The following is a 24,528-nucleotide window of genomic DNA, read 5'->3' on the forward strand; positions in this document are numbered from 1 at the left end:
ATTTTACACCAAATGGCTAGAATGCACATTAGGATGTACGCGTTCGTCTGTCTAGATGCTAAAATTATTTACAAAAGAGATAATTATTTTGTGATGTAATTCCTCGGATCCAAAGACCAGCGGTCTTCTTTAAGATTTTTAGACTCAATGCGATATTGTTGTAATTTATAATCGACTTCATTCAATCGTGTTTGAATACCTTCAGTGTTACGAACAAGCTGTTGATGGTCATCTTCGAGTCGACGCAGCTCATCACGCCATTCTTTCTCAAGTTTTTGTCTCAATAAATCATAGCGAGCATTGATCGTTTCGACTCTTTGCGTATAAGTAATTAGGTCTTTTTTATTGCGACTAATTTTTGACTCAAGGGCCAATTTTTTCTTCGCAAGAATTTCAATTAACTCATTACCCATCGCAACATTATTAACAAGATCCTGTGAATAAAAATTATAATAACGCCCCGTCGAAAAGGCAGAGTTACGATTGCACTCGTCATATTTTGGTACTCGTACCAACAAGTAGTGACTAGTTCGGCCCATCACAATGGCCTTACACTTAGAGGATTCTTGATGAAGACCCCAGAGATCGAGTTCATCTAATTTATTAATATATTTGATATTATCAAAATCGACTTTGAAGCGTACGAGTCTTGCGCTTGGTTCAATATGCGAGACTCTCCCAGAAAAATAGCCTAGGTCTTTATTGAATTCGAGAATATTTGCATAACAAACAATTCCACTCAAGAATGTGGCAACTAAGATGAAGTACTTCACTCTCTCCATTGTGCCATATTTAATTATTTTAGATAGTTGCGGGAAAGAGATGCCTTTTATTCAGGCTTTTTAGCAATTATTGATTGAGTTAGCTCGGAGCTTTGTTGTGGCTCTTCATATTTTAGAATTTTAAAATCATTAAACATCGTTAATAGTTCTGCAGGTTTTAAGAAATATGAATCGACACTCTGCTCTTTATATTTCTTCTTATGTGCAGTTGTATACCCTTCATAAATAATAACCCCACCAGGCTTTAGCCACTTTTTAAGTTTATTAGATACTTCACGGTCAACATAATAGAAGCAAATTATCGCATCTAAAGATCCTGCGGCGATTTTTAAATCATCAACAGATTTATGAATAGTCTTGATACGAACACCAGCTTGTCTTGCAAGCCTTAGTGATTTATCAATTGCCACTGAGCTGATATCAACACCTGTTACTTTATATCCCTTTGTAGCAAGAAAGACCGCATTTCTTCCTTCACCCATCCCAATATCTAGAACAGTAGCTCCTCGAGGTATATGCTGATAATTTTTTGCTAAAAAATTTGCAGGAGACTTCCCATAAATATAGTCGTGCTGAGCAAACTTCTTATCCCAGATATTTGAGGCTTTATCTTGAACTCTTTGACCTGTTAGTAACTCATAACGAGAACCAGATATGCTTTGGCGTGCAAAGGTGTCTTGAAATAAACAAGATAGTAAAATAATGAATTTAAGCAATTGCGCTTTCTTCATGAGTCTCAAGCTCCGCATTTAAATAAAGATTTAGTTGTTCATACTTGTTTTTCACCATTTTTACCATAGCATGGACTTTATCTTCAATAGTTGCGGGCATATCTTCTGTATGCGCGAGGTACCAATGGAGGTCATCCACGGTATTATAGAAATCTTCAAGATTGATAATCAGCTCTTCAGATAAAAGCATTAACTGCGCAACTGTTATCGTTTTAAAATTAGATCTAAAAATGGCATTGAAGTGTTCGCGTGTTCGCTTCATCGATAAGATTTGCAAATACTCTCTTTCGCGGTGAATGATTTTATCTGCAAGTCTAGCAGCATCTTGTCTAAGAATAATAAGTAAGCGACTTACTTCCTTTGAAACTCTCATTCTCTCTCAATCCCTTTTAATACTCAGGTAACTTTGCTCTTCTTCCACCTGGCCAGCGAGAAGAATTTGTCACAAGTTTGCTGAACATTTCTTGTCCCGCACGATCGGCCATACGAAACATACTAACAGGTAGTCTTTCTTGAAAAACTTTTTTTGTTTTTAAGATGGCATCATCATGAGTTATAGCAAATGAACTATACTCAAATAGTGTGATACTTCCCTGTCTAAGCATGAAGTTCATATATCTCTTTAATAATTTATTATAATTAAAAAGTGCACGAATATCTCGGATACAACAAATAACAAATTGATGCTCCTTCATTCTAATCGACTTAAAGTCATCAAGTTTCATTGGAACTAGTTTCATTCCAAATTCTGAAAACACACGAGACATATAAAGAAACTCTTCTCCTAAGGCTCGTTCAAATTGTAAATAGATGACATAGTTTGACTTTCTCACAATGAGCCCATCGGTTCATTGCAAACGTTAATTAAAGATGAATAAGATTGTGGAAAAAATTGCCCTAAAACGTAGAAAGGCCGAGAGCACTCCTTTCTTAAAACCACACACGTTACTCTCGGCCTCTATAAGCTTTGGGTCAAATCATAGGGAGAGAGGGATGTCTCCAAAGCTTATCTATAACTTCCATGTTTTCTTCGTGTCCTTCCGTGGACACTCTAAATAAACAACAACTTTTAAAAGGGGCCTAGGGGTGGTTTGATTAAGCTTCGTGCTTTTTACAATTCTGTTGCCCTTTCCTCTAGGCCCATTTTTCCTGAAAGCGACCTAACATTCATAAGTGTAACTCTCAGTTTCCATAGCAACGTCCTATTGCTAATTCCCAAAATCGTCCTAATCTTGGGGAGGCCCCCTGGCCTCTGGATACTTATATATAAGCAGGTAGCGTGCCAAAATTGACAAATAATAGATTCAATAACTTACAAAAACTTTACAATTGAAGTGTGCAAAATGCCCCACAGGCCGCACTATAGAGAAATCAATGGTCCTACAAAAACAAGCACTTAACATAGGACCAAAAAGGAACTAGTACCAGAGTACTTTCCTTTGTGGCCCCATAGCAAATTTATTGTCAGGAAAATTTAAAGAGATGTACCGATTCGACTTGGTCTAAAGTGGAAAGGTTTATCTGACCAAGGGTACACTAGCGACATCCAAACCATGAATGCCTTACCGCGAATATTCTTTACAGGAACAAATCCCCAAACACGTGAGTCACTTGAATAATCTCTGTTATCACCCATGACGAATACGTGTCCATCTGGAACAGTAACCTTTTCTTGATTTAGATGCCTAAAGAATGTTGGGTTTTCACCAACCGTAAACTTCTTCTCGCCAATTTGTTGATAATAGAACTTCATATCTTCAGGATTAAGAGAAGGCTCTTTATCGTAAAGACCTCTTAGCTCTTGATCTTTTTCACCTTCGATCGCAGTCTTTTCAACTTTCTTACCGTTAATAAATAATTCATTTTCATATACTTCAATCGTATCCCCAGGTAAGCCAATTGTTCTTTTAACAAAAAGGATAGAAGGATTAATTGGATATTCGAAAACAACAATATCACCACGTTCAGGGAGCGATTGCCCACCGATATAAATAGGATTAAAGAACTCCGTAAATGGAACTTTAAACCCGTAAGACATCTTATTAACAACAATTGAATCACCGATAGCATTTGTCGGAAGTAGTGATCCTGTTGGAATGTGGTAGTGGTCAACAAAAGTAGATCTGAAACCAAATACGATTAAAATAATTTTAATCCATGATAGCGCTTCATCTTTAAACCATTGACCTGAAAGAAAAGCAGGTTTCTGCTCCTCAACTTCTTGTGCTTTATTAAACATATTTCCTCACTTTATTAACTTAAAAAATTATAACGAGTTGTCCCTAAAAAGTATAAGGCTAATTGCGTTAGACACTTTGGTTGCACATCCTTTAAAAAGCTGCATAAAATAATATTATTCATATAACTTAGGGAGGAATTATGAAATCAGCTTTAGTTACGATTGTATTTTTATTTTTTACTATTCTAAATGTTAGTGCATCAAGTGAACAAGAAGCATATTTTCCATCACACTGTTCTAATTTTGGAGACAAAGTAAGCTATTCATTCACAAGTTGTATTAATTCAAACTTTAGACGAGCAGAATTCGAAGTACCAAATCTATTCTTACAATATTGCAGCAACTTTGGTGATGACTTAAGCTTCTCATTTGAAAGTTGTGTAAACAATAATTTCAGAAGAATTGAAAGTGAATTAGGAATGTTTCTGAGCCACTGTATGAATATTGGAAGAGGCGTTAGCTACTCTTTCGTAAGTTGTGTGAATCGCAACTTTAGTGACATCAGTTACGAATTAAGAAAACAAGATCAGTAAGAATAAATCATAGCGGCCTAAACGGCCGCTTCTATATTTAAAACAGATTTCATTTTATCTTCTAATACTGTTGCGGAAAAAGGTTTGAGTAAGTAATTATTTGCACCTAATTCAATTGTTCTTCTAATGATTGCAATCGAATTTTCAGAACTAACCATAACGACAGGCAAGTCGGCCATCCTTTCATCAGCTCTAAGTTGAAAGAGAAAATCAAGTCCATCACAGTTTGGCATATGCACATCACAAAAAACTATTTGATAGGGAGAGCCACTTTCATGGGCTTCGATTACTTTTCGAAGTGCCGAAATACCATCAACAGCTTCATTAATATTCTCTACTCCAATATCATTCAAAATACTTTTAACTGATTTTCTAATATAATCGAGATCATCAACAACAAGTGCTTTTATACTTGAATACTCCATGAACTTTCCCCTTAAAGTGAACTCTTTCGTAATAAATATTATATCGGAATCCAATGAAAATTCTTTATTTACTTAAGATAAGCGGTGTAAAGCATTGAAAACTAGAGTCCTTAAATAGGATGGGTTTGAAAATAGGCGCCTTGAAGAGTTGGCTTTAAACTAGTCACTCTCAAAGAAGCAAGTAGTAATATAAAAAAAAGCCTGCATAAAAGCAGGCTTATTTTTACTTAAGTGAGTCCCCTCGCGCTGGGGCAAACCGGTGAGCATAAATGCTCACCTCTTGATGAGATAGGCATTCCAAAAGATGGGCGCCTACCCCGCATCAAATCTTAGCTTCGCTAAGATGCTGCGGGTTACATCATACCAGGCATTCCGCCCATTCCACCCATTGGAGGCATCGCTGGACCGTCTTCCTTAGGAATATCAGCAATCATTGTTTCAGTTGTAAGCATAAGTCCTGCAACTGAAGCAGCATTTTGAAGTGCTGAGCGAGTAACCTTAACTGGATCAATAATACCAGCAGCGATTAGGTCTTCATATCTCTCATCACGTGCGTTGAAACCATATTTTGCATCTTCGTTCTTCTTAACTTCGTTAACAACAACAGAACCTTCAAGTCCTGCGTTTGTAGCAATTTGTCTAAGAGGAGCTTCAACAGCTCTTTGAACGATTTTAATTCCGTGCATTTCTTCTTCTCTATTTGCTTTAAGATCTGCAAGAACTTGAGCAGCTTTAACAAGAGCAGAACCACCACCAACAACAATACCTTCTTCAACAGCAGCTCTTGTTGCGTTTAGTGCATCTTCAACACGGTCTTTCTTTTCTTTCATTTCAGTTTCAGTTGGAGCACCAACGTTAACAACTGCAACACCACCAGAAAGCTTAGCAAGTCTTTCTTGTAGTTTCTCTCTGTCATAGTCAGAAGTTGTTTCTGCAATTTGTGCTTTAATTTGGTTAACACGTGCTTCAACAGCAGCTACATCACCAGCACCATCTACGATAGTTGTATTTTCTTTATCAATTGAAATTTTCTTAGCCGAACCTAAGTGCTCAAGAGCAGCTGTCTCAAGGCTCATTCCTAGTTCTTCAGAAATTACAGTACCACCAGTAAGTGCTGCGATATCTTTAAGCATTTCTTTTCTTCTATCACCGAATCCTGGAGCTTTTACAGCTGCAACATTCAGAGTTCCTCTTAGCTTATTAACAACAAGAGTTGTAATTGCCTCACCTTCAACATCTTCAGCGATGATTAAAAGTGGTCTTGAAGTCTGAACAGCTTTTTCAAGGATTGGAAGAAGTTCCTTCATGTTAGAAACTTTCTTATCAGTGATTAGGATATTTGCATTATCAAAAGAAACTTCCATTTTCTCTGAGTTAGTTACAAAGTATGGAGATAGGTAACCGCGGTCAAATTGCATACCTTCTACAACATCTAATGTTGTTTCAGCTGTTTTTGACTCTTCAATAGTAATAACACCATCTTTACCAACTTTATCCATCGCTTCCGCTAGAAGTTTTCCGATTTCATTGTCATTGTTAGCTGAGATTGTACCAACTTGTTCAATTTCTTCGTTAGTCTTGATTTCTTTTGCAACAGCTCTTAATTCAGAAACGATTTTCTCAACAGCAGTATCGATTCCTCTTTTAAGATCCATTGGATTGTGACCAGCAGTTACAAGCTTAGCACCTTCCGTATAGATTGCTTGAGCAAGAACAGTTGCAGTAGTTGTACCATCACCTGCGTCTTCGTTAGTCTTTTGAGCAACTTCTTTAACCATTTGAGCGCCCATATTTTGAAAGTTATTTTCTAATTCGATTTCTTTTGCAACAGAAACACCATCTTTTGTGATGTGTGGAGCACCAAATGATTTTTGGATTACTACGTTTCTCCCCTTTGGTCCAAGAGTTACTCTAACTGCATTTGCAAGTTGATTAACACCTTCAAGGATTAGTCCTCTAGCTTCTTCTGAATACTTTAATTCTTTTGCCATCTTTTTATCTCCTGTATATTAATCAATTTGATTAAACTAAAATTCCTAAAATATCTGATTCTTTCATGATTAGATACTCAACACCATCAAGCTTTACTTCACTTCCAGCGTATTTTCCAAAAAGAACCTTATCACCTTCTTTAACAGCAAGTTCTGCAACAGAACCATTGTCTAGACGGTATCCTGGCCCAACAGCAATAACTTCACCTTCACTTGGTTTTTCTGAGTTGTTATCTGGAATGTAGATACCACCAGCTGTCTTTGTTTCGTTTTCAATTCTTTTGATTAGAACTCTATCTTGTAATGGTTTAACTTGCATAAATCCTCCAGTTAAATACATTTTTTATTTATTTCACGTATGTTTATACATAAATTGGGAGTGAACGGATACATGTCAAGGTCTGCCACTTAGAAAAAATCATATTTTTTCACATTTATATTGGCGCAAGGCGGAATTTCTCTTCCCGTAAGGTTAAAATTGTGAGATATTGCGAAAAATTAGTCAGTTAACTTATCTTTATAAGGAGTCGCTCCGATAAACAGCATATGAAACTAAAGTTTAATGAAAAACTTTTAGGTAAATTCCTGCAAAATGAGACTGCAGAAGAGAGAACATTTTTTGTCCTTACGCTCATTACAGGTGTTTCATCAGCTCTTATCGCCGTTGGTCTTCAAAAAGGTGTTCACTGGATTCAACATATCCTTAAAACAGATACTACATTTACATGGCAATCCGTAATTCTTGGTGGAATCGCCCTTTTTATTTCTGGTTGGCTAACGACTCGTAGATTTCCATTCTCTGAAGGTTCGGGAATCCCAAAAGTTCGTGCGGCCTTAGTCGTTGATCACGGAAGAATCAGTTTAAAAGATACATTTGCAAAAGCAGTAACAACTCTGCTTGCTCTTGGCTCTGGTGTCTCTCTAGGAAGAGAAGGTCCAACAGTTACTATCGCCTCAGGTGTTGCCTCATGGCTTGGCTACTCATTTCATATCTCTAAAAAGAGAGTGAAGGCCCTTGTTGCAGTTGGTGCAGCTGGTGGTATTGCAGCAGCATTTGCAACTCCGATATCAGCAGTGGTTTTTACATTAGAAGAAGTTGTTGGTGACCTCAACGCAAAAGTTCTTGGTTCAATTGTTATTTCTTCAGTTGTAGCCTCAATCACTGGACAGATGCTAACTGGCCAACATCATATGTTTGAGCAGCTTTACTATAAGATGCACGACCATCGTGAACTACTTTTCTATTTATTAATTGGAATTAGCTGTGCTTTTATTGGCCCTCTTTGGATGAAGTCGGTTTTAGCATTTAGAGAATTCAATCGAAAACATATGAAGAGTCATAAGCTTACTTATATGATGATTGTTTTTCTCATTATTGCACTAATGACTCAGGTACATTCAAGTGTCATTGGAAGTGGACATGGAACTTTAGAAGATACATTGCTTTCACTAATACTCGATCCAAAAGTTTTATTTCTAATGTTTTGTTTGAAGTTTCTTGCGACTTCCCTTTGTTATTCGGCAGGAATTTCAGGTGGTCTTTTCATGCCAACACTTTTAATGGGAGCAACATTAGGAAGTTTAATTGGTTCACTAGCAAGTGTTTTCTTTCCAGAGATTACAACGAACACGGGTGCATATGCACTAGTAGGAATGGGAGCTTTCTTTGTTACAGTTATTCGCGCTCCGTTTACTTCTATCTTAATCGTGTTTGAATTAACAAGAGACTACAATATTATTTTGCCACTAATGATTGCAAATATTATTGCCTATATGCTCTCTTCAAAACCGACACAAAATGAATCTATCTACGAACAAATCTCAGCACAAGATGGTATACACTTACCAACACGAGATGACCTTGAAGTGCTTGATCAGTTACATGTAGAAGATGCAATGATAAAAGATATCGTTACATACGGTGCTACTTTAACAGTAAGTGAAACACTAAAAGATATTCAAAAATATAATCCAGACCTTCAAGGTTTTCCTGTCTTAAAAAATGGAAGACTTCTAGGAATGATGTCGACTTCAGAACTTAAAGTACAACTTGCTAAAGGTAACGGTGATGTAAAAATTGAACACTGTTGCGAAAAAAAGATTATAAAAATATATCCAGATCAAAGTTTATACATTGCCCTTCACAGACTTAAAAGGTTCCAAATCTCCCGTCTACCGGTCGTTTCGAGACTTGACGAAAAAAGAATCATTGGAATTCTTACGCCGAAAGATATTGTAAAACAATTCGGTTATCAAATCACAGAATCGAAAGAAAATGATTAAATCAGTTAACCTTTTCTTAAAAGCCGGTTAATTAAGTACAAATTCAGGCCTTCCACCCTTGACCCCTCTCGACTTTCAAAAAATCGGTTGTTACAAATTTGTCATCAATATTTTTTGTCTAACAACCTAACTAAAAAGGAGAGGGTAATGAAAAAATTACTACTAGCTTCGGCTCTTTTTATGGGAGCCTTCTCGACGCAAGCGGCGAGAGTTCAATTCGACTTTGATGTTTATTCTTCGGGAGCATCAATCTATCCATGTAACGCTGGTTTAAAGCACAAAAAGCACAGAGGTGTTTTCTGCTACAACCCAAAAACTTTAAGATCATGTGATCCAGGATCAAGAGGTGGCCATGGTGGTTATCCTTTCCTAGAAGGACTTATCGCTGAAGGTGGTAACGGCGGTTACGGTGGCTCAAATGGCGGTGGCCAAGACTGTGGACCAGATGGAACAAATTGTGATTGCGTATGTGCTGGTGATCTAGATGGAAGAAATGAAAATACTCTAGATACAGTACGTGGTAAAATCACAAAATGGACTGATCACGGAGATCGTTCTCACCACAGCTTCTCGCTTGAGAAAACAGCTGGTGAGTATGACTACCACAGCCTACTTTCTTACAACGAGCAATTCAACAAGAGACTTAAAGAACTATCATTCAACCTAGGTTCAGAAATGTATGGTGCGAAGTACTTTGTTGATATCTGTTTCCGTGCAACACAAATTGACTACGGTCAAAGACCAGACTACCTAGCAGAGTCTTCAGAAGACAGATTTGATTTCATCGTACCTGAAGAAATCAGAGATGACTATGTAGTAGGTATGCCAGAGTCATTTGGTAGCATCGACAACCCACTGTACAAATTCGAAAGAAAAGTTACAGTAACAGACATCGCAGGTTCTAACACTAACGGTGACTGGGATCTAAACGAAGATGACGTTATCTGGTCAGAAGAAAGTTACCAATCAGCAGCTCAACTTGCTGTTAAATCAGGAATTTTCTGTAAAGACAAAGATGGTGACTTCGTTCAAGTTTACGGTGGATCAGGAAACCCTTCTGCTCAAATCGACCTATCTTCAAACTCTGTTGTTGAATTCTTCAAGCGTTATGCAGCAGCTGACCTAAGAGGTTGTGTTGTTCGTTACGAATTCGAAGAGAATGCAAGATATGCAAACAAAACAGTTGATAAATTCAGAAGATGGAAAATGCAAGCTGCAAACATCTGTACTGATACAGCTATCACTAACATCCAAGGTCACGATCACGACTACGGATACTAATCTCAATTTTTAAATACTGCAGGGTGGTTTTCCACCCTGCCTTTACTAAGTGAAGAGATGTGCGGGGGAAAAATGATTTACAGGGGCTTAATACTATTATTTTTAACATTTAATACTCTTGCCTGCTTAATTGCATCGGCACCAAAGAATATTAACATTTCGATTTCTCCACTCAGTAAAGGTCTGTATATCTATGATGAGGCTGGGGTAAAAAAAGATGATATGCCAAACATACTAGCTTCCAACTGTATGACGGCGGCAACAAACAATCACTATACAATGATTACAGTTGGTATAGAAAATTACGTTCTAACAGATAAATTTCTAACATACAGTATTAACGATAGTGTTACATATGGTTCAAAAGATTTTTGCCGAATTGAAAATCTTGAAAATACATATGGAACAACCAAAGATGAAAGAGAACAACGATTATTAGGTCGTCGTCGAATTATGAATCGCTGTTTAGAGTTTGAAGTGAATGACGTATCAGCAACAGGTATCGATTTCCCAAAATCACAATCTGGTTGTAAAGTAACAAGAATTGATGAAAACTCAGCTAGGTTTCAAGGTTACTACTGTTTCTTCAAACCAAAAACTGACTCTGCCTATATTATTAAACCTATTATTAACGAAGCTTGTTTAACAAAAGATTTTTACACAGAAAATGAATTTGAGCTTCAAGATATATTAGCTTCAATTGGTGTCTATGTTTCAGGAGATGCAACAGGACGATCAACTGAACTAAAATATATTAATGATTTTAAATTAAGAGTAAATCAATCACCAGAAGGATTATTAACGGTAAATAAAACAGTTACACCGGAAGAGCCAAAGTTTCCAACAAAGTGGCCTGTAAACGATATTCAACTGGGACAACTATACTTAACAACTTCAGCAGATGCTAAAAACAGTGCCTACTTCGGAGTACCGCTATTTGTAAGAAATACATGTGAGAAAAAGTGCGAACCAGGGAAGCTATGTACGGCACCTTGTAATTATACGCAACCAGTAGCCGCAGAATTTGTTCTTACTCAGCTAGCTGGCAATGGTAAAAAACACTATGTAACTTCTTGGTTTGATGGAGGTATCGCACCAGCAAACTGGACAGGCCTAATAAACGGAATTGGTACGCAAATTACTTCTAATTATTTTGAGATTGGAAAGAATTATGAACTAGAAGTAATCCTCGATGATCAAGAATATAATTTTATGATGTTCAAGGGCCGTATTAAATCACGCCTAACTTTGAGACCGACAACAATACCTTCTATTAATAGAGAAGGACGAACAATTGGTGAAATTTCACCATTTGCAAAAGTTGAAGTTTTAAAGACACTACCGACTTATCCAGTATTTGATACGATTAAATTTACTGGGAATAGCCACTTAGGTGTAATGAATACTGTTAATTCAATTAGCCGTGTATTCGACGACCCAGTTTGGCCACCATACTTTTCAGACTACTGTATCGAGGGATCATGTGTCTTAATGAAAGATCACAAGCTAAGACTGAAATTAAAATTCAAGATAACGAAAGATGAAAAGACTGGAGAGCTGCTTTCAGAAGTCCTTGAATACCAAAAAATAAGTAATGTTCAAGATAACAAGACAACAAACGAATACAAAGCACCATATTTTACTTGTACTCCTCCAGGGAAGGACCCAACGGACGATGACAGTGATGATGATTTTGGGGATATTGATTTTTAGTCGCTATATTTAGCAAAGGGGAAACAATGAGAAAATTACTGATGATTTTATTATTAATGTTTACAAGCACGACTTTCGCAAATGATGTTGACGATATGTTTGGGAGTGGAGAGGACCAATTTGAATTTGAGAAATTTTCAAATGAAGAAATCCTACTAAGAATAGAACAAGACATTAAAGTTTCGTGTCGAAAAGGAGAATGTACTCTTTTTTCTACTGAAAACAAATTTGCTGGTTTTGAAGTTGGATTCAATATTGGCGAAGGCATGAATCAACAAGCTGGAAGTGGAGTTAATATCTACACTGGAGGATACGGTGGACAAATTAACGGAGAATACTGGGGAGTTAATGTTAGATACTACAACGGTAAGTGTACTCAACGTATTAAAGTACCTAAGTCTGTTTATATTGCTATTAACCGTTATATGTATGGCCTACTTGACACAGATGGTAATACACGCCGTGGCTTCACTCCTGCTGATGAAGCAATGATTCTTTTCTATACAACAATCATTGGTAAATCAAGCAACTGTAATGGAAATAGCGGAAGCTAAAAAACTTAAGCTTTTCTTTAATTGTTAAGATTAATTCAAAATTATAAAACCTCTCTATGATGAGAGGTTTTTTATTTCTATTTTTAATTACGTTTACGGCCCATGCAAAAATTAAATGGCATGATTGGCAACATCAAGAATTAAATAATTTAATCACACCGTTAACAACAATAGACTTAAACAACCGTGCCTCTTGTGCAATTGATTCAAAAAAACCAACAACTTCAATATTTATCTTTTTAAATAATACTATTCCTGCAAAAGCTGCTTATCGACTTGCAAATCGAACGGGACAGGATAAGACGGTAGTTGTAAAAGAGCTTATTAGAGACTATCGAAATAAAGTCACTCGACTTATCTATGAAATCCATCAAAAACTTATTCATCAAGAACTCCCTCTACTCCCCTACTTAGATAGTGAAAATAACATCCCAGTTAAGTATCAACGAATATTGAAAGAGTGCTATGGAAAACTAGAGTGTCCGAAACTTAATAATTATATGGACGTACTATGGACAAACTCGCATAAGTTAAAACATCGTCTCTATGACAGTTTTGAAGATAATAACTATATTCAGAAAAAATATATCAATGATAATGAAACTTTTAAGTGTATTAGAATAAAGAAATTCGGTCCTCTACAGGCCAATCTCTTTGGTCAAAAACCCTCGGTTCAAGACTTAAATCGAATCGCACAAGAGCTGCTAGACTTAGACGAAAGGGTAACTGATTGTCGCCTTGAGGATATCGATCAAATTGATAATCTTCAAGTATCTGGCTATCAATTTGATATAAAAGGAATCAAAGAAAAATATTGGGAAAAAGATATTGGCTTTGACTACTGGAATTCAATGAAGCTCTATTTTGCATGGGCAATGAAGAACTTGAAAGTTGAGAATTCTAAATACGAACAAATCATCAGAAATTCAAATACACAAGACTATATCCTCTTCTCACCGAGTGGATGTAAGAGTGATATGATTCCCGCTTGTAATAATAAGAGACTCGCAGAAAACTCATTTAGAGAATTTTCTCGTAAGAATTTTGAAAAAGATGCACTTGAACTCGATATCCTCGCCCCGATTTCAGAGGGAGTACAAAACGATCTTCTCAAAGATCCTTTTGCTAGCGTTAATAAAGATATTCTCGATATAGGATCATATGACGATGCTGACAAATGGATCGAGCATATATTTAAAAATCAAACTCAAACTAAGAACTATGTAAAAAACAAACTAATTGACTCATTAACTTTCTTCACATTAGTAAGGAATCGTTTAAGGGCCGAAGAAGTTCAAGACCAACTTGCATTTTACTTTCGTAACCTCGATGGAAATACGATCAAGAATGATCTTTACTACTTATGCGCAGAAGCCTCAGTCATTTCAGATGATGTCTTTAGTTTCACAAAGAAGCATATTGAAGGCCTTAAAGGTACAGATCTTATCGACAATCTCGATCTTATCTTTTCAAAAAAACCTTATGATGAAGTTATCGATTATTACAAGTCCCTTATGGATGAAACACGTGCCTTTTGCAAAAGTCTTGATCAAAAAAATATTTGGAATAATGAATTTGATATAGAATATGAAGGTTTTCACCAGTGGTATATCGACAAGACACGTGCAGCAAAAACTTTTGAGACATTCCCTGAAAAGCACTATGAAAGTGATGCTCTTTCACAAGATTTTATTACTTATGAAAATGGCGATATTATCTGTCGATCAATAAGTCATTGTTTAAGAAAATCAATTATCAATATTATTGAAACTTCTCGTGCTAGTTACTATGGAGATCTGTTCTGGAAAGCAAAATTCTCTCAAGCTTCTGCAGATTTATTTAACCCTTATGCTGATCGAGTTTCGTGTAAGGTATATGATCCATATTTTAAAACGAAACAAGTTATGACTCAATTTGTTTCAGATATTGGCCAAGGTCTTATGAGTTGGTTTACTCCAGGTGTTCTGTATACGCGAGTAAGTTTAACGCCAGGATATGTAACATCATTTAATAAGATGATTAAAGATGGGCAAATTGAATTTAATAAAGATTATGAAAAAACAAAAGTTAATGTTGAACTAATAACTGAGTTTGGCCCACTTATCGGAGTTCCTTGTGCTCTATCAATTACAGGTAGTACAAAGAGTCCTACTAACCTATATCATTTCAGAGGAATATCTGTAGGCGCCTGTTTTGATCGAAGTGGCGGAGATATTATCGCCAACAGTGGTTCAGATATTTCTTCAAAAGATCCTAGTCGTCGAGCTGCATGTGCTGCTTGTCGAATCAATTTTGAAGGGATATCAAATACACTAACTTATTTTAATTCAAAGCTTGGCCCTTTCTTCTATGTTGCAAGAGCAATATATAGTTTATACAAGGGTCTGACCGACTTTGATAATATCCCTCGTAGATGGGAGCTTGATTTAGATAAGCTAAAGACTACATATCAACGTTTTGGTGAGATACCTAAGAGCTGCCGATCAAGTCTACTAAATGGTAATCATTGCTTAAGTAACCAGGATGAAAAAATGGCGGTTGAAAAAGTATTAGACCAAAATTTCACAATTACTGCTTCAAAGCGTGTCGTTAATGGTTACAAGTTTAAAGTTAGAGAATGTAAAAATGAATTAACCGTTAGGGTTGAGCAAAATTTTGCGAGGTTATTTTCATCATGCGAAAAATAATATTAATATTATCAGTTCTAGTATCAACCATAAGTACTTATGCCTTAAACATTAACATTGTATGGACTTCGGATTTTATAAAGGAGTTACACTTAGAATGTGATTCTATCGGATGTCTAGATGGCCAAAACTCTGATATTCTTCGAGAAGAGATTTGCGATGAGTGTTTTTCAGACTCCGTGAATTCTACATTTATTTTTAACAATATAACAACTTATCTTCATGCAGATAAGAAATTACCTCTCGATGAATTTATTACTTATCTCTATACAGAAGAATATATTACTATCAACTACAACTCTCCCTACGATCTAGTCTCAAGTCGTTCTACTGAAATCAAAAAATTACTTTACAAAGATTTATGCCCGAATAAGCATGATGCCATTATATTTTTCAAAAGAGGATATGCAGATACATTTTCCTCCCCAGAGCTTATCTACTGTGGAGAGGAAATATATACTGCGCAATTATTTTAACTTACTTTAGATCGTACCAGTTTACGCCAAAGGCCGGGTCAACTTTTAGTGGAACCTTAAGTTCTACAACATTCTCCATTCCTTCTTTTACGAGTGTCTTCATCTCTTCAAGCTCAGATTCAAGTACGTCAAAAATAAGCTCATCGTGTACCTGGAGAATCATCTTTGAATTTAGGCCACGTTTTTTCATTTCCGCATCGATATTAATCATTGCACATTTAATGATATCAGCAGCTGTCCCTTGAATTGGTGAGTTAATCGCCATTCTCTCAGCATTTGCTTTTATCGTACGATTATTAGAATGAATATCAGGAAGGAATCTCTTTCTGCCATACATTGTGATTGAATAACCAGTTTTCTCTGCGTCTTCTTTTAGGCCATCTAAGAAGCCTTTAATTTTTGAGAATCTTTCAAAATATTTTTCAATATATGCTTTTGCATCCTTTCTAGAAATCTTGAGGGCCGACGCTAAACCAAATGAAGACTGCCCATACATTAGACCAAAGTTAACGGCCTTAGCTTTTGAGCGTTCATCACTTGTTACATCAGAAAGAGCAACGCCGTTAATTTCACTTGCTGTTTGCGCGTGAATATCCTTGTCTTCGTTAAAGGCCTTAATCATTGTTGGATCTTCACTATAGTGAGCAAGAATTCTAAGTTCTACTTGAGAATAGTCGGCTGCAAGAAGTAAATTACCAGGTGTAGCAATGAATGCCTTTCTAACAAGACGTCCCGTTTCTGAACGAATTGGAATATTTTGTAGGTTTGGATTCACACTTGAAAGACGTCCCGTTTGAGCAACGTGCTGGTTAAAGCTAGTGTGAACTTTTCCAGTTTTCTTATTAACAATTTCAGGAAGGGCCTTCACATATGTAGAAAGAATTTTTCCTAACTCACGATACTGAAGGATAAGTCCAGGGACTTCATTGATATTTTTAGCATCAAGTTCTTCTAGTACTGAAGAGTCTGTTGAATATCCTGTCTTTGTTTTCTTAACAACAGGAAACGATAATTCATTAAATAAAAACTCTCCAACTTGTTTTGGTGAATTTAAATTGATTGTGTCATTCATTGAATAAGAATCAACCTTCTTTTGAATCTTCTCTAAAGACACTTGAAGTTCTTCGGCCATTTCATAAAGATATTCTTTATTTAAGTGCACGCCCTCAAATTCCATTTCAGCTAAGATTGGGATAAGTTTATTATCAATATCTTCGTAAACGCTTACTAATTCTTTTTCTTTAAGCTCTTCTTTTAACTGAGAAGCTAATCTAAAAATAGCAATTGAGCGAAGTCCTGTATAAGAAGCCTTAGCTTCATTATTTTCAAGTGAAGTAATAAATGGCGTTTTCTTATCTAGCTCAGATACTTTAACGTTTACATTTGAAGCGATCACTTCAATATTATGTCTCATACTAGGACTTACGTTATAGTGAGCCTGAGTAATATCAAAGTTGTGGGCCTTAAACACTAGGCCGCGACGTAGAATATGTGAATAATCTCTCTTTGAATGTTCGCTATATACTTCTCTTTTATCATCACCCCAAATGAGTTCGATAACTTCTTTTTCATTAGCTTCATTTACTTCTAAGAAATATGAGTTGTTATCATCGAAAGAAACACTTATTGCGATTAAGTTTCGTGCATGAATATCATCGCTATCAAATTCTGTTTGTACAGCAAGTGCAGTTTGATCCTTTATAAGTACTTTTAACTCATCAAGAGTAACCACTTTATGTTCGAAAGGAGATGCGATTTCTTCTTCCCCTTCCTCGCCATCAGCAATTGAAAGTTGATACTTAAGGTCTTCCATTCTCTTGATCATTGAATTCATACCAAGATCTTTTAGGAAAGTTAGAAGTTCTTCTGATGGATAAAATTTAACTTCAGAATCTTCTGATTTACATTCTAAATCTATATCAGTAACGATTTTAATTAACTCTTTTGAAAGCTTTGCATCTTCAACGTGCTCAGTAAAAGCTGTAATTAATTTTTTACCTTTAAACGTATCTGACACTTCAAAACACTTCTCAAGTGTTCCGTGCTCTGCAAGTAGTTTTGCTGCTCCCTTTGCACCAATCCCACGCATTCCAGGAATATTATCCGATGTATCTCCAACCATTGATAAGTAATCAACGATTTGATCTGGACGAACGCCCATCTTTTCAAAGACACCCTTCTCATCGTAGATAACGTCTTTCATCGTATCGAGCATCTTGATATTGTCGCCGACAAATTGCATAAGGTCCTTATCACCTGAAGCAATTAAGATTTCATCAAAGTCATTTTTCCATTGAACAACAGTTGAGCCGATAATGTCGTCGGCTTCATATGTTTCATTCGCAACATTTAAAAGCCCCATCTTATCGATAAGTTCTTTAATAAGAGCAAATTGTGGAACAAGTTCTTCAGGTGGTTCTGAACGATTGGCCTTGTACTGATCGTAAAGTTCATTTCTAAAAGATCCGCCCGATGTATCACGAGCAAGAAGCATATGTGTTGGCCTATAATTTGCCATAATTTTTAATAACATTGAAAGTACACCATATGTTGCGTTTACAGGTGTACCATCTGGGGCGTTCATTGAGCGAATTGCAAAAAATGCACGGAATATAAAGTTACTGACGTCGACGACGATTAATCTTTTCTTTGACATATAATCTCCAATTTATGCTATAAATCTAGCCAATTATGTTGAATCTGTTAATGATTAATGTGGAGAATTGGTTATGGACAATGCGCAAAAAACCGAAACTTATCAAAGAGTAAAAAGAGATATCTTTGCTATTTGTGAAGGAGAAAGCAGCACTATTGCCAAAATGGCCACCATTTCTTGTGTTTTAAAACAAGCATTCCCTCATTATTACTGGTGCGGGTTCTATATGGTTGACCCTGTTAAAGAAAAAGAACTTGTTGTCGGTCCATATCAAGGAACTCTTGGCTGTCTTCGAATCCCTTTTGGTAAAGGTGTTTGCGGAACGGCCGCCCATACACTGGAAACACAAATTGTTGAAGATGTTCACTCTATTGCAAACCACATTACTTGTGACCCAAAGAGTCAGTCCGAAATAGTTGTACCAGTTTTCGAAAATGAAAAGTTAATTGCAGTTCTTGATGTTGATAGTGATTCACTTGCAAGCTTTGACGAAGTTGATAAAAGTAATTTAGAAGAAATTATCAATACTGTCTTTGCTTAAGCCTGCGTGCCTTGATCTTCAAACCAATTAGTTTTGCGCTTTTTGATAGCAAGCATTGTGTCGTCATTGGCCATGACAGTTGTATCTGCCATAACATCACCTAGCCTATGTCCAGAATCAAGCTTATAAAGAAGGTATAATTCAATCCCAACAATAGGTAGACCAACGATAACTGCCATAAACCAACCGGCCACAGGAATGATGGCAAAAACGAGTGGAATAATAAAAGGTAGATTTCTAATGAAACTTTGTTTTAGAGAGCAAGGCGTTCCATCAACTAAAGAGATAACTCTAAAGCCAATAAATTTCTTCCCTACTGACTGTCCATTTTGAATTGAATCAGCAAATGTTAAATAGACTATCGATAAAAGGATACCAATCGGATACAAAAATAGTGATAAGACGACGACAATAAAAAGGTCAATTGCCTTAGCAAGGATGCGTGAATAACGAGCGACTTTAATGGCCGATTTTAAGAGGTACTTTCTATCCATACAACTATCTTATCCTATGAATTTTATTAGAAAACAAGGCATTTTTTGCACCTAGTCCAAACAATGGATATTAAGTAAAGAAATGGTTAATTTGTCTATCGGTCAATAGACTTTGATTAATAGCCAAAAATAGGATTTTAATATATAACTTTATACTGAGACTAAAGAGAGCACATACGCTCTGGAGGATAATTATATGAGTACTGTTGGTAAAACTGACGTAACAAATTTTGAATCTGATGTACTAAAAAGCGCTAAGCCTGTTCTAGTTGATTTCTGGGCAGAATGGTGTGGACCTTGTAAAACACTTGGACCAGTACTTGACGAAGTAGCATCAGAAATTGGTGAAACTGCAACAATCTTAAAAGTAAACGTTGATGACAACGGAGAGCTTGCTCAACAATACGGAATTAGAGGGATCCCAACAATGATCTTCTTTAAAGACGGTCAAGCAACTAAGACTCTAGTTGGTGTTCAAACAAAAGAAGAAATTAAGAAGTCTTTAGAAGAACTTATGTAATAAAAGCCTCTACGATAGAGGCTTTTCTTTTTTGAGAAGGAATTTATGTCTAATTACATTTCCCACGCATTTAATCACGCACAAGAAACTCTAACGAAATTTATCGCGAACGAAGAAAACTTCACCACTATGGAGAAAGCGATCAATGAAATGGTTGTGGCCATAAAAAATGGAGGGCGTGTTATTAGCTGTGGAAATGGTGGTTCAATGTGCGATGCTATGCATTTTGCAGAAGAGCTAACAGGACGCTTTCGTAAAGACCGCCCAGCAATGCCAGCTATTGCTATCGCGGATTCTTCTCATATCACATGTGTGGCCAATGACTACGGTTTTGAATATATCTTTTCAAAATATGTTGAGGCCCATGGACACAAGGGAGATGTCCTTCTTGCCATCTCAACTTCAGGTAATTCTCCAAATTGTCTTGAGGCCGTAAAATCAGCTCATGAAAAAGGGATGAAAGTAGTCGGTCTTCTTGGAAAAGGCGGTGGAAAGATGAAGGAGCTTGTGGACTTCCCTATCGTTATTGAAGCTGATCTTTCTGATCGTATTCAAGAAATGCATATTAAAATTATTCATACGTTCATAGAGGGAATTGAGCGACAAGTTTTCCCTCAAAATTACTAAAGAATTACGAATAAGAATCGGCAGTTTATTCCAAGTCTTTAAAATCAAGTGCTTGACGCGAATATGAGTTAAAATATTCTTAAGTTAGTACATAATTTTAAGGAGCTATAAATGGAAGGCACAGCTGTATCATCGGTAAACACGATCGCTGCTTTTTTTCAAAACGGTGGGATCTTCATGTGGATCATTCTCTTTATCTGGGCAGTAGGTCTAGCTATTGGATTAGAAAGATTCTTTAAGTTAAGCTTTAAATTTGATGTTGATGGAGCTTCATTTATGAATGAACTTCGTCGCTATATTATGGCAAATGATGTTGAAGGTGCTTCACGTGTATGTTCTGGATCAAGTGCTGCTCTACCTAAGGTTTTAAGAAGTGGTCTCGAAAGAGCTTCTGCTAAGCCAGAGCAAATTCAAAATGCAATCGATGCAACTGCTCTTGAAATTATTCCAAAAGTAGAATTAAGACTTAACTACCTACAACTAATTGCAAATATCTCAACACTATTTGGTCTACTAGGTACGATCCAAGGTCTAATCGCTTCATTTGCTGCCGTTGCTGCTGCTGATCCAACTCAAAAAGCAGAACTACTTGCAAAAGGTATTTCACAAGCGATGAACACGACTTTCCTAGGTCTACTTGTGGCCATCACGATTATGATCATTCATGCATTCTTAAGTTCTAAGTCAGAGAAAATCATCAATGAGATTGATGAGTATTCAGTTAAGTTAATGGATATTTTAAATACAGAAGAAAGTAAGTAGTTATGTATAGAAAACCGAGTCGAAAATATAAGAATAAGAAAGTTGAGAGACTGAATCTAATTCCAATTTTAGATTCGGTCTTCATCTTTATCTTCTTTCTTTTAATGTCAGCAAACTTCGTTAGAATTTATGAAATTGGATCTGATGTTCCAATTATCTCAAACTCTACTCCACCAAAACAACAAAAAGAAAGACTTGATCTTACGCTTAAAATCAATGCGAGTAATATCAGCCTTCACTCAGGACCAAATGAGAGGAGAATATTCTCAGCAGGAAAAACAGCTGATGGTGAATACGACCTATTTAAGCTAAGAGAAAAGTTAATTGATCTTAAGAAGCAATATGTGGATGAGAAAGAAGTTATCTTTATTCCAAATGCGAATATCTCTTATGAAGAGCTCATTAAGATTATGGATGCTGTTCGTGATATCAAGAAAACAGATCCAGAGGTTTGGACAAAGAGAGATGGTCAGGATGTAAAAGTTCTTGAGCTATTTAACAATATTATTTTTGGCGATACACAATCGTAGAAATAAAGAATCAGGTTTATTATGAGAAATCGTTCAATTAGAAATAGAGGAATCAGAAGAAAGAAGGAACCATTTGATATTGATATCACTTCCCTTCTTGATATTCTTGTTATCCTGCTTGTTTTCTTAATTAGAAGTTATGACACTACTGGCGTGATCTTAAATATCCCAAAAGATATTACTATTCCGAACTCGGTATCGAAGTCAATTAATGAGCAAGGTGTTGTGGTTCAGGTATCTCCTAAAATCATTTGGGTTGATGATAAAGAAGTTCATAATACAGAGACATATAAAGGGCAACTCTACTCACAAGGCGGACGACTTATTCTTCCTCTATATAACGAGCTAGTTGCGAAGAGAACAGAGATTGAAAATATTGCTAAATCAACTCCAAATGCTAAGAAATTCTCTGGTATTGTTAATTTAGTAATCGATAAATCTCTTAAGTATAATTATGTTAAGAAGCTTATGCACACTGCTGCTGAGGCAGGGTTTCAACAGTATAAATTCGTTGTTTTAGGACAAGAGTAGAATAAAAAAAGCTCCATTCGGAGCCTTTTTTTATTCAAATTAGAAAAATCTTGTTAACGTAACTCCGAACTCGTCATCCCCATCAAGAACATAGAGTCCACGATTGTCAGCTTTTGCATCATCACCAATAGTTACACCACGAAAGTTCAACTTCATCTTCCATGCATTATTTAGACGGCGCTCATAGCTTAGGTAGTAAAGTGTCTCCCCTGCTCTTTCAAGATCGATATAAAGACCCAACATAAATTCATTAGAGTATGCGTCGTTAAGAGCAAGACGATGACCAATGAAAAGATCATTCTGGAAAATTTGAGCTTGGCTTCTCTTATCTTTTCCTACACCTAGAACACGTTGATATTCAGTATAAAAACCTGAACTCCAATTGTTATCGTAATTATATGTATACTCATGGCCAATAGATGCTAATTGATAATTAAAGATTTCTCTTTGCCCACCAGTATAATCAAGAATAGAAACCGAATCATCGACGTTAAAATCAGAGTAGAGATACTCAAACTTAAAAGTCTGCTCACCCCAAAAGTAAGTAGCAGCAGTACCATAGTCAACGACATCAAGATAGTAAGCGTTAATATTACCAGCAAGAAGATCAGGTACAGAAGCTGCTGCAAAGATAGGTCTTGTACGATCAATATGATCAATAGCGAATACTGTTAAATCTAAATCACCAAACTGATGAGCATAGTAAACAGCAAATTGATCAAATTGATTGTCTTCATCGGAATTTGTAATCGTATTACCTTTTACAATATTTTGCTTTTGCGGACTAAGCCCGTCAAAGATTCGCATTTTAGAATCTGGATAGAATGCTTCCTTAAAATAAGGCATATAGATAAACTTCATTGTTCCAATACTAGTATAATGACTTAATACAACAGAAGTTTCACCTAACTTTTCAAAACGCTCAATATTTCCATCATTAATACGAGAGTTGATGACATCAACAACATGGTATGCCTCAAGTCGCGACCACATAAACATATGCTGCCCAACAGAAGCCTGCCAGTTTCCAAAACTACGTCCAATATTAAACTCATTAAAATCAACGTAGCTATTATCTTGATACTTTTCGTCTGCACGGCCAATTAGAGATAGATTATATTCCCAGCCACTCCAATCACCCCTGTCTTCAAGGGCAACTTTAACGAAAGCCAATTCATTAGGCTGGTCTTCTCCTAAAAGAGTTGTAGCATCTTCGACATAGCCTCTAAAGTTTAACGAAACTTCACCTCTTCCATCAGCTAATGTGTGTAAGCTTGATAGAGTTAGTGCACCTGTAATTAATCCGTATATTAGCGTTTTCAATTTACTTTAACTTCCTCTTAGTAAGATCGCCTTCATTAACGGCCTTACCAATAACTCTATTCTTCCATTTGAATATCGACTGTTTTTTGTTGTTCAGATTTAACATAACAATTTTATTTGCACGCCACATCTTTCTCTTACCAACAGTGTAAGATTTAAAATCTTCCATAGAAGAAGTCTTAATATGTTCATTTCTTTTGTTATAGTATTCCGACTTAACAGGAGCTAGGTACTTTTGAGAGACGTAAAGTACGACTTTTGAATAAGAACTTTTGGCCTTTGCCACTCTTTCAACAACCCATACCTTTTGACCACCAACTTTTTCGTCTTTAAGGTACTTGTAATTGTATTTTTCAATTGTTTGACCACCGATATCTTCAAATGAGAATTCAGAACCCATGAAAGAGCTACCTTTAGATCGAGAGTTAATCTTCTTAACTCTTTTTAAAGATGGAAGGTATAACCATTGGTCATCATCTCTTTCATCTTTCCAAGTCCAAGTAAGTAGTTTCGTTCCTTTAACGTCTAATGGTTTTTTAAATTCCATTAAGCTCTTATCAACACCATTGAATTCGCCAGAAGCACCAAGCATTTCGCGGACAATTTCAACACCACTTGAATCAACTAAAACAAGCTCCATCGTTGATGTATCACCAATATAGCCTTTGTTTGCCTGATCCATTTTTTTGGCAATCTCTAGGCCTTTATCATTAGCAAATACAGAAAGTGTTAATAACATTAATAAAAGTTTAACAATCTTCATTAGAAACCTCGTGTTTTTTCGGTATGTTTTCCCATCAGATAGTAGCATTCACAACACAATGATTGAACATTTACTGGTGATAATGA

Annotated in this window: 25 protein-coding genes; 13 read left to right on the plus strand and 12 right to left on the minus strand. The window is 36.2% G+C overall.

Annotation, left to right across the window (positions count from 1 at the left end; translation table 11 throughout):
• Nucleotides 1-83: 83 nt before the first annotated feature.
• The 5 genes from ACMAYS_RS13465 to lepB all read right to left on the minus strand — a co-directional run bounded on the left by ACMAYS_RS13465 (nt 84) and on the right by lepB (nt 3,752).
• Entirely contained in the window at nt 84-773 is a 690-nt protein-coding gene (locus tag ACMAYS_RS13465) for a hypothetical protein (RefSeq protein ID WP_103217639.1), read from the minus strand.
• Between the two features lie 56 nt (nt 774-829).
• The gene (locus ACMAYS_RS13470; RefSeq protein WP_158246845.1) at nt 830-1,513 is read right to left on the minus strand and encodes a class I SAM-dependent methyltransferase; all 684 of its coding nucleotides are present in this window, start codon (nt 1,511-1,513) and stop codon (nt 830-832) included.
• A complete protein-coding gene (locus tag ACMAYS_RS13475) occupies nt 1,491-1,886 on the minus strand; it encodes a hypothetical protein (protein WP_103217637.1) in 396 nt (131 codons plus the stop codon). Before ACMAYS_RS13475 ends, ACMAYS_RS13470 begins: the two co-directional genes overlap by 23 nt.
• Before the next feature lie 16 nt (nt 1,887-1,902).
• Complete coding sequence (locus ACMAYS_RS13480; RefSeq protein WP_103217636.1) at nt 1,903-2,346, minus strand: hypothetical protein; 444 nt, start codon at nt 2,344-2,346, stop codon at nt 1,903-1,905.
• Nucleotides 2,347-2,987: 641 nt separating this feature from the next.
• Entirely contained in the window at nt 2,988-3,752 is a 765-nt protein-coding gene (gene lepB, locus ACMAYS_RS13485) for a signal peptidase I (protein WP_103217634.1), read from the minus strand.
• A 140-nt stretch (nt 3,753-3,892) separates the two neighbouring features.
• On the opposite strand from lepB, the gene ACMAYS_RS13490 reads away from it, so the two are divergent.
• On the plus strand, nt 3,893-4,285 hold the full coding sequence (locus ACMAYS_RS13490) for a hypothetical protein (RefSeq protein ID WP_392993570.1): 393 nt from the start codon (nt 3,893-3,895) through the stop codon (nt 4,283-4,285).
• A gap of 17 nt (nt 4,286-4,302) precedes the next feature.
• On the opposite strand, the gene ACMAYS_RS13495 is transcribed toward ACMAYS_RS13490, so the two are convergent.
• The 3 genes from ACMAYS_RS13495 to groES form a co-directional block, all read right to left on the minus strand.
• Complete coding sequence (locus tag ACMAYS_RS13495; protein ID WP_392993573.1) at nt 4,303-4,710, minus strand: response regulator; 408 nt, start codon at nt 4,708-4,710, stop codon at nt 4,303-4,305.
• Nucleotides 4,711-5,063: 353 nt separating this feature from the next.
• Entirely contained in the window at nt 5,064-6,701 is a 1,638-nt protein-coding gene (groL, locus tag ACMAYS_RS13500; protein WP_103217631.1) for a chaperonin GroEL, read from the minus strand.
• Between the two features lie 31 nt (nt 6,702-6,732).
• A complete protein-coding gene (gene groES, locus ACMAYS_RS13505) occupies nt 6,733-7,020 on the minus strand; it encodes a co-chaperone GroES (RefSeq protein WP_103217630.1) in 288 nt (95 codons plus the stop codon).
• A 227-nt stretch (nt 7,021-7,247) separates the two neighbouring features.
• Between groES and ACMAYS_RS13510 the strand changes: the two genes are divergently transcribed.
• From ACMAYS_RS13510 to ACMAYS_RS13535, 6 genes are all read left to right on the plus strand, one after another.
• A complete protein-coding gene (locus ACMAYS_RS13510) occupies nt 7,248-8,984 on the plus strand; it encodes a chloride channel protein (RefSeq protein ID WP_103217629.1) in 1,737 nt (578 codons plus the stop codon).
• 147 nt (nt 8,985-9,131) lie between these two features.
• A complete protein-coding gene (locus ACMAYS_RS13515; protein WP_103217628.1) occupies nt 9,132-10,265 on the plus strand; it encodes a hypothetical protein in 1,134 nt (377 codons plus the stop codon).
• 222 nt (nt 10,266-10,487) lie between these two features.
• Nucleotides 10,488-11,978, plus strand: coding sequence for a hypothetical protein (locus tag ACMAYS_RS13520; protein WP_392993577.1), 1,491 nt, complete (start codon nt 10,488-10,490; stop codon nt 11,976-11,978).
• 26 nt (nt 11,979-12,004) lie between these two features.
• Nucleotides 12,005-12,532: a hypothetical protein gene (locus ACMAYS_RS13525; RefSeq protein WP_103217626.1), complete on the plus strand. Its 528-nt coding sequence runs from the start codon at nt 12,005-12,007 to the stop codon at nt 12,530-12,532.
• Between the two features lie 56 nt (nt 12,533-12,588).
• Nucleotides 12,589-15,219, plus strand: a complete 2,631-nt coding sequence (locus ACMAYS_RS13530) for a hypothetical protein (protein WP_412463454.1) — start codon at nt 12,589-12,591, stop codon at nt 15,217-15,219.
• A gap of 179 nt (nt 15,220-15,398) precedes the next feature.
• Nucleotides 15,399-15,695: a hypothetical protein gene (locus ACMAYS_RS13535; protein WP_412463455.1), complete on the plus strand. Its 297-nt coding sequence runs from the start codon at nt 15,399-15,401 to the stop codon at nt 15,693-15,695.
• Nucleotide 15,696: 1 nt separating this feature from the next.
• On the opposite strand, the gene polA is transcribed toward ACMAYS_RS13535, so the two are convergent.
• The gene (polA, locus tag ACMAYS_RS13540; protein WP_412463456.1) at nt 15,697-18,351 is read right to left on the minus strand and encodes a DNA polymerase I; all 2,655 of its coding nucleotides are present in this window, start codon (nt 18,349-18,351) and stop codon (nt 15,697-15,699) included.
• A gap of 73 nt (nt 18,352-18,424) precedes the next feature.
• Between polA and ACMAYS_RS13545 the strand changes: the two genes are divergently transcribed.
• Entirely contained in the window at nt 18,425-18,892 is a 468-nt protein-coding gene (locus ACMAYS_RS13545) for a GAF domain-containing protein (protein WP_392993586.1), read from the plus strand.
• Here the strand turns inward: ACMAYS_RS13545 and ACMAYS_RS13550 are convergent.
• Nucleotides 18,889-19,386, minus strand: a complete 498-nt coding sequence (locus ACMAYS_RS13550; RefSeq protein ID WP_103217621.1) for an RDD family protein — start codon at nt 19,384-19,386, stop codon at nt 18,889-18,891. The genes ACMAYS_RS13545 and ACMAYS_RS13550 overlap by 4 nt on opposite strands.
• A gap of 196 nt (nt 19,387-19,582) precedes the next feature.
• On the opposite strand from ACMAYS_RS13550, the gene trxA reads away from it, so the two are divergent.
• From trxA to ACMAYS_RS13575, 5 genes are all read left to right on the plus strand, one after another.
• Nucleotides 19,583-19,906 carry a thioredoxin gene (gene trxA, locus ACMAYS_RS13555; protein ID WP_103217620.1) on the plus strand — a complete coding sequence of 108 codons (324 nt, stop codon included), beginning with the start codon at nt 19,583-19,585 and terminating at the stop codon, nt 19,904-19,906.
• 45 nt (nt 19,907-19,951) lie between these two features.
• Nucleotides 19,952-20,533, plus strand: a complete 582-nt coding sequence (gmhA, locus tag ACMAYS_RS13560) for a D-sedoheptulose 7-phosphate isomerase (protein WP_103217619.1) — start codon at nt 19,952-19,954, stop codon at nt 20,531-20,533.
• 111 nt (nt 20,534-20,644) lie between these two features.
• Entirely contained in the window at nt 20,645-21,295 is a 651-nt protein-coding gene (locus tag ACMAYS_RS13565; RefSeq protein WP_103217618.1) for a MotA/TolQ/ExbB proton channel family protein, read from the plus strand.
• 2 nt (nt 21,296-21,297) lie between these two features.
• Nucleotides 21,298-21,825, plus strand: a complete 528-nt coding sequence (locus tag ACMAYS_RS13570) for an ExbD/TolR family protein (RefSeq protein WP_103217617.1) — start codon at nt 21,298-21,300, stop codon at nt 21,823-21,825.
• A gap of 21 nt (nt 21,826-21,846) precedes the next feature.
• On the plus strand, nt 21,847-22,356 hold the full coding sequence (locus tag ACMAYS_RS13575) for a biopolymer transporter ExbD (protein ID WP_103217616.1): 510 nt from the start codon (nt 21,847-21,849) through the stop codon (nt 22,354-22,356).
• Nucleotides 22,357-22,395: 39 nt separating this feature from the next.
• Here the strand turns inward: ACMAYS_RS13575 and ACMAYS_RS13580 are convergent, their stop codons facing one another.
• Nucleotides 22,396-23,679 carry a hypothetical protein gene (locus ACMAYS_RS13580; RefSeq protein ID WP_392993591.1) on the minus strand — a complete coding sequence of 428 codons (1,284 nt, stop codon included), beginning with the start codon at nt 23,677-23,679 and terminating at the stop codon, nt 22,396-22,398.
• 1 nt (nt 23,680) lies between these two features.
• Nucleotides 23,681-24,442, minus strand: a complete 762-nt coding sequence (locus tag ACMAYS_RS13585) for an outer membrane lipoprotein-sorting protein (RefSeq protein ID WP_158246844.1) — start codon at nt 24,440-24,442, stop codon at nt 23,681-23,683.
• Nucleotides 24,443-24,528 lie beyond the last annotated feature (86 nt).

It is taken from the genome of Halobacteriovorax sp. RT-2-6 (genome assembly GCF_047085025.1).
Lineage (GTDB): Bacteria > Bdellovibrionota > Bacteriovoracia > Bacteriovoracales > Bacteriovoracaceae > Halobacteriovorax_A.

Coding starts and splice junctions, on each gene's coding strand:
- ACMAYS_RS13470 (WP_158246845.1), bottom strand. CDS start 1,513: ATGAAGAAAGCGCAATTGCTTAAATTCATTATTTTACTATCTTGTTTA.
- ACMAYS_RS13475 (WP_103217637.1), bottom strand. CDS start 1,886: ATGAGAGTTTCAAAGGAAGTAAGTCGCTTACTTATTATTCTTAGACAA.
- lepB (WP_103217634.1), bottom strand. CDS start 3,752: ATGTTTAATAAAGCACAAGAAGTTGAGGAGCAGAAACCTGCTTTTCTT.
- ACMAYS_RS13490 (WP_392993570.1), top strand. CDS start 3,893: ATGAAATCAGCTTTAGTTACGATTGTATTTTTATTTTTTACTATTCTA.
- ACMAYS_RS13495 (WP_392993573.1), bottom strand. CDS start 4,710: ATGGAGTATTCAAGTATAAAAGCACTTGTTGTTGATGATCTCGATTAT.
- groL (WP_103217631.1), bottom strand. CDS start 6,701: ATGGCAAAAGAATTAAAGTATTCAGAAGAAGCTAGAGGACTAATCCTT.
- groES (WP_103217630.1), bottom strand. CDS start 7,020: ATGCAAGTTAAACCATTACAAGATAGAGTTCTAATCAAAAGAATTGAA.
- ACMAYS_RS13510 (WP_103217629.1), top strand. CDS start 7,248: ATGAAACTAAAGTTTAATGAAAAACTTTTAGGTAAATTCCTGCAAAAT.
- ACMAYS_RS13515 (WP_103217628.1), top strand. CDS start 9,132: ATGAAAAAATTACTACTAGCTTCGGCTCTTTTTATGGGAGCCTTCTCG.
- ACMAYS_RS13520 (WP_392993577.1), top strand. CDS start 10,488: ATGCCAAACATACTAGCTTCCAACTGTATGACGGCGGCAACAAACAAT.
- ACMAYS_RS13525 (WP_103217626.1), top strand. CDS start 12,005: ATGAGAAAATTACTGATGATTTTATTATTAATGTTTACAAGCACGACT.
- ACMAYS_RS13530 (WP_412463454.1), top strand. CDS start 12,589: ATGATGAGAGGTTTTTTATTTCTATTTTTAATTACGTTTACGGCCCAT.
- polA (WP_412463456.1), bottom strand. CDS start 18,351: ATGTCAAAGAAAAGATTAATCGTCGTCGACGTCAGTAACTTTATATTC.
- ACMAYS_RS13545 (WP_392993586.1), top strand. CDS start 18,425: ATGGACAATGCGCAAAAAACCGAAACTTATCAAAGAGTAAAAAGAGAT.
- ACMAYS_RS13550 (WP_103217621.1), bottom strand. CDS start 19,386: ATGGATAGAAAGTACCTCTTAAAATCGGCCATTAAAGTCGCTCGTTAT.
- trxA (WP_103217620.1), top strand. CDS start 19,583: ATGAGTACTGTTGGTAAAACTGACGTAACAAATTTTGAATCTGATGTA.
- gmhA (WP_103217619.1), top strand. CDS start 19,952: ATGTCTAATTACATTTCCCACGCATTTAATCACGCACAAGAAACTCTA.
- ACMAYS_RS13565 (WP_103217618.1), top strand. CDS start 20,645: ATGGAAGGCACAGCTGTATCATCGGTAAACACGATCGCTGCTTTTTTT.
- ACMAYS_RS13570 (WP_103217617.1), top strand. CDS start 21,298: ATGTATAGAAAACCGAGTCGAAAATATAAGAATAAGAAAGTTGAGAGA.
- ACMAYS_RS13575 (WP_103217616.1), top strand. CDS start 21,847: ATGAGAAATCGTTCAATTAGAAATAGAGGAATCAGAAGAAAGAAGGAA.
- ACMAYS_RS13585 (WP_158246844.1), bottom strand. CDS start 24,442: ATGAAGATTGTTAAACTTTTATTAATGTTATTAACACTTTCTGTATTT.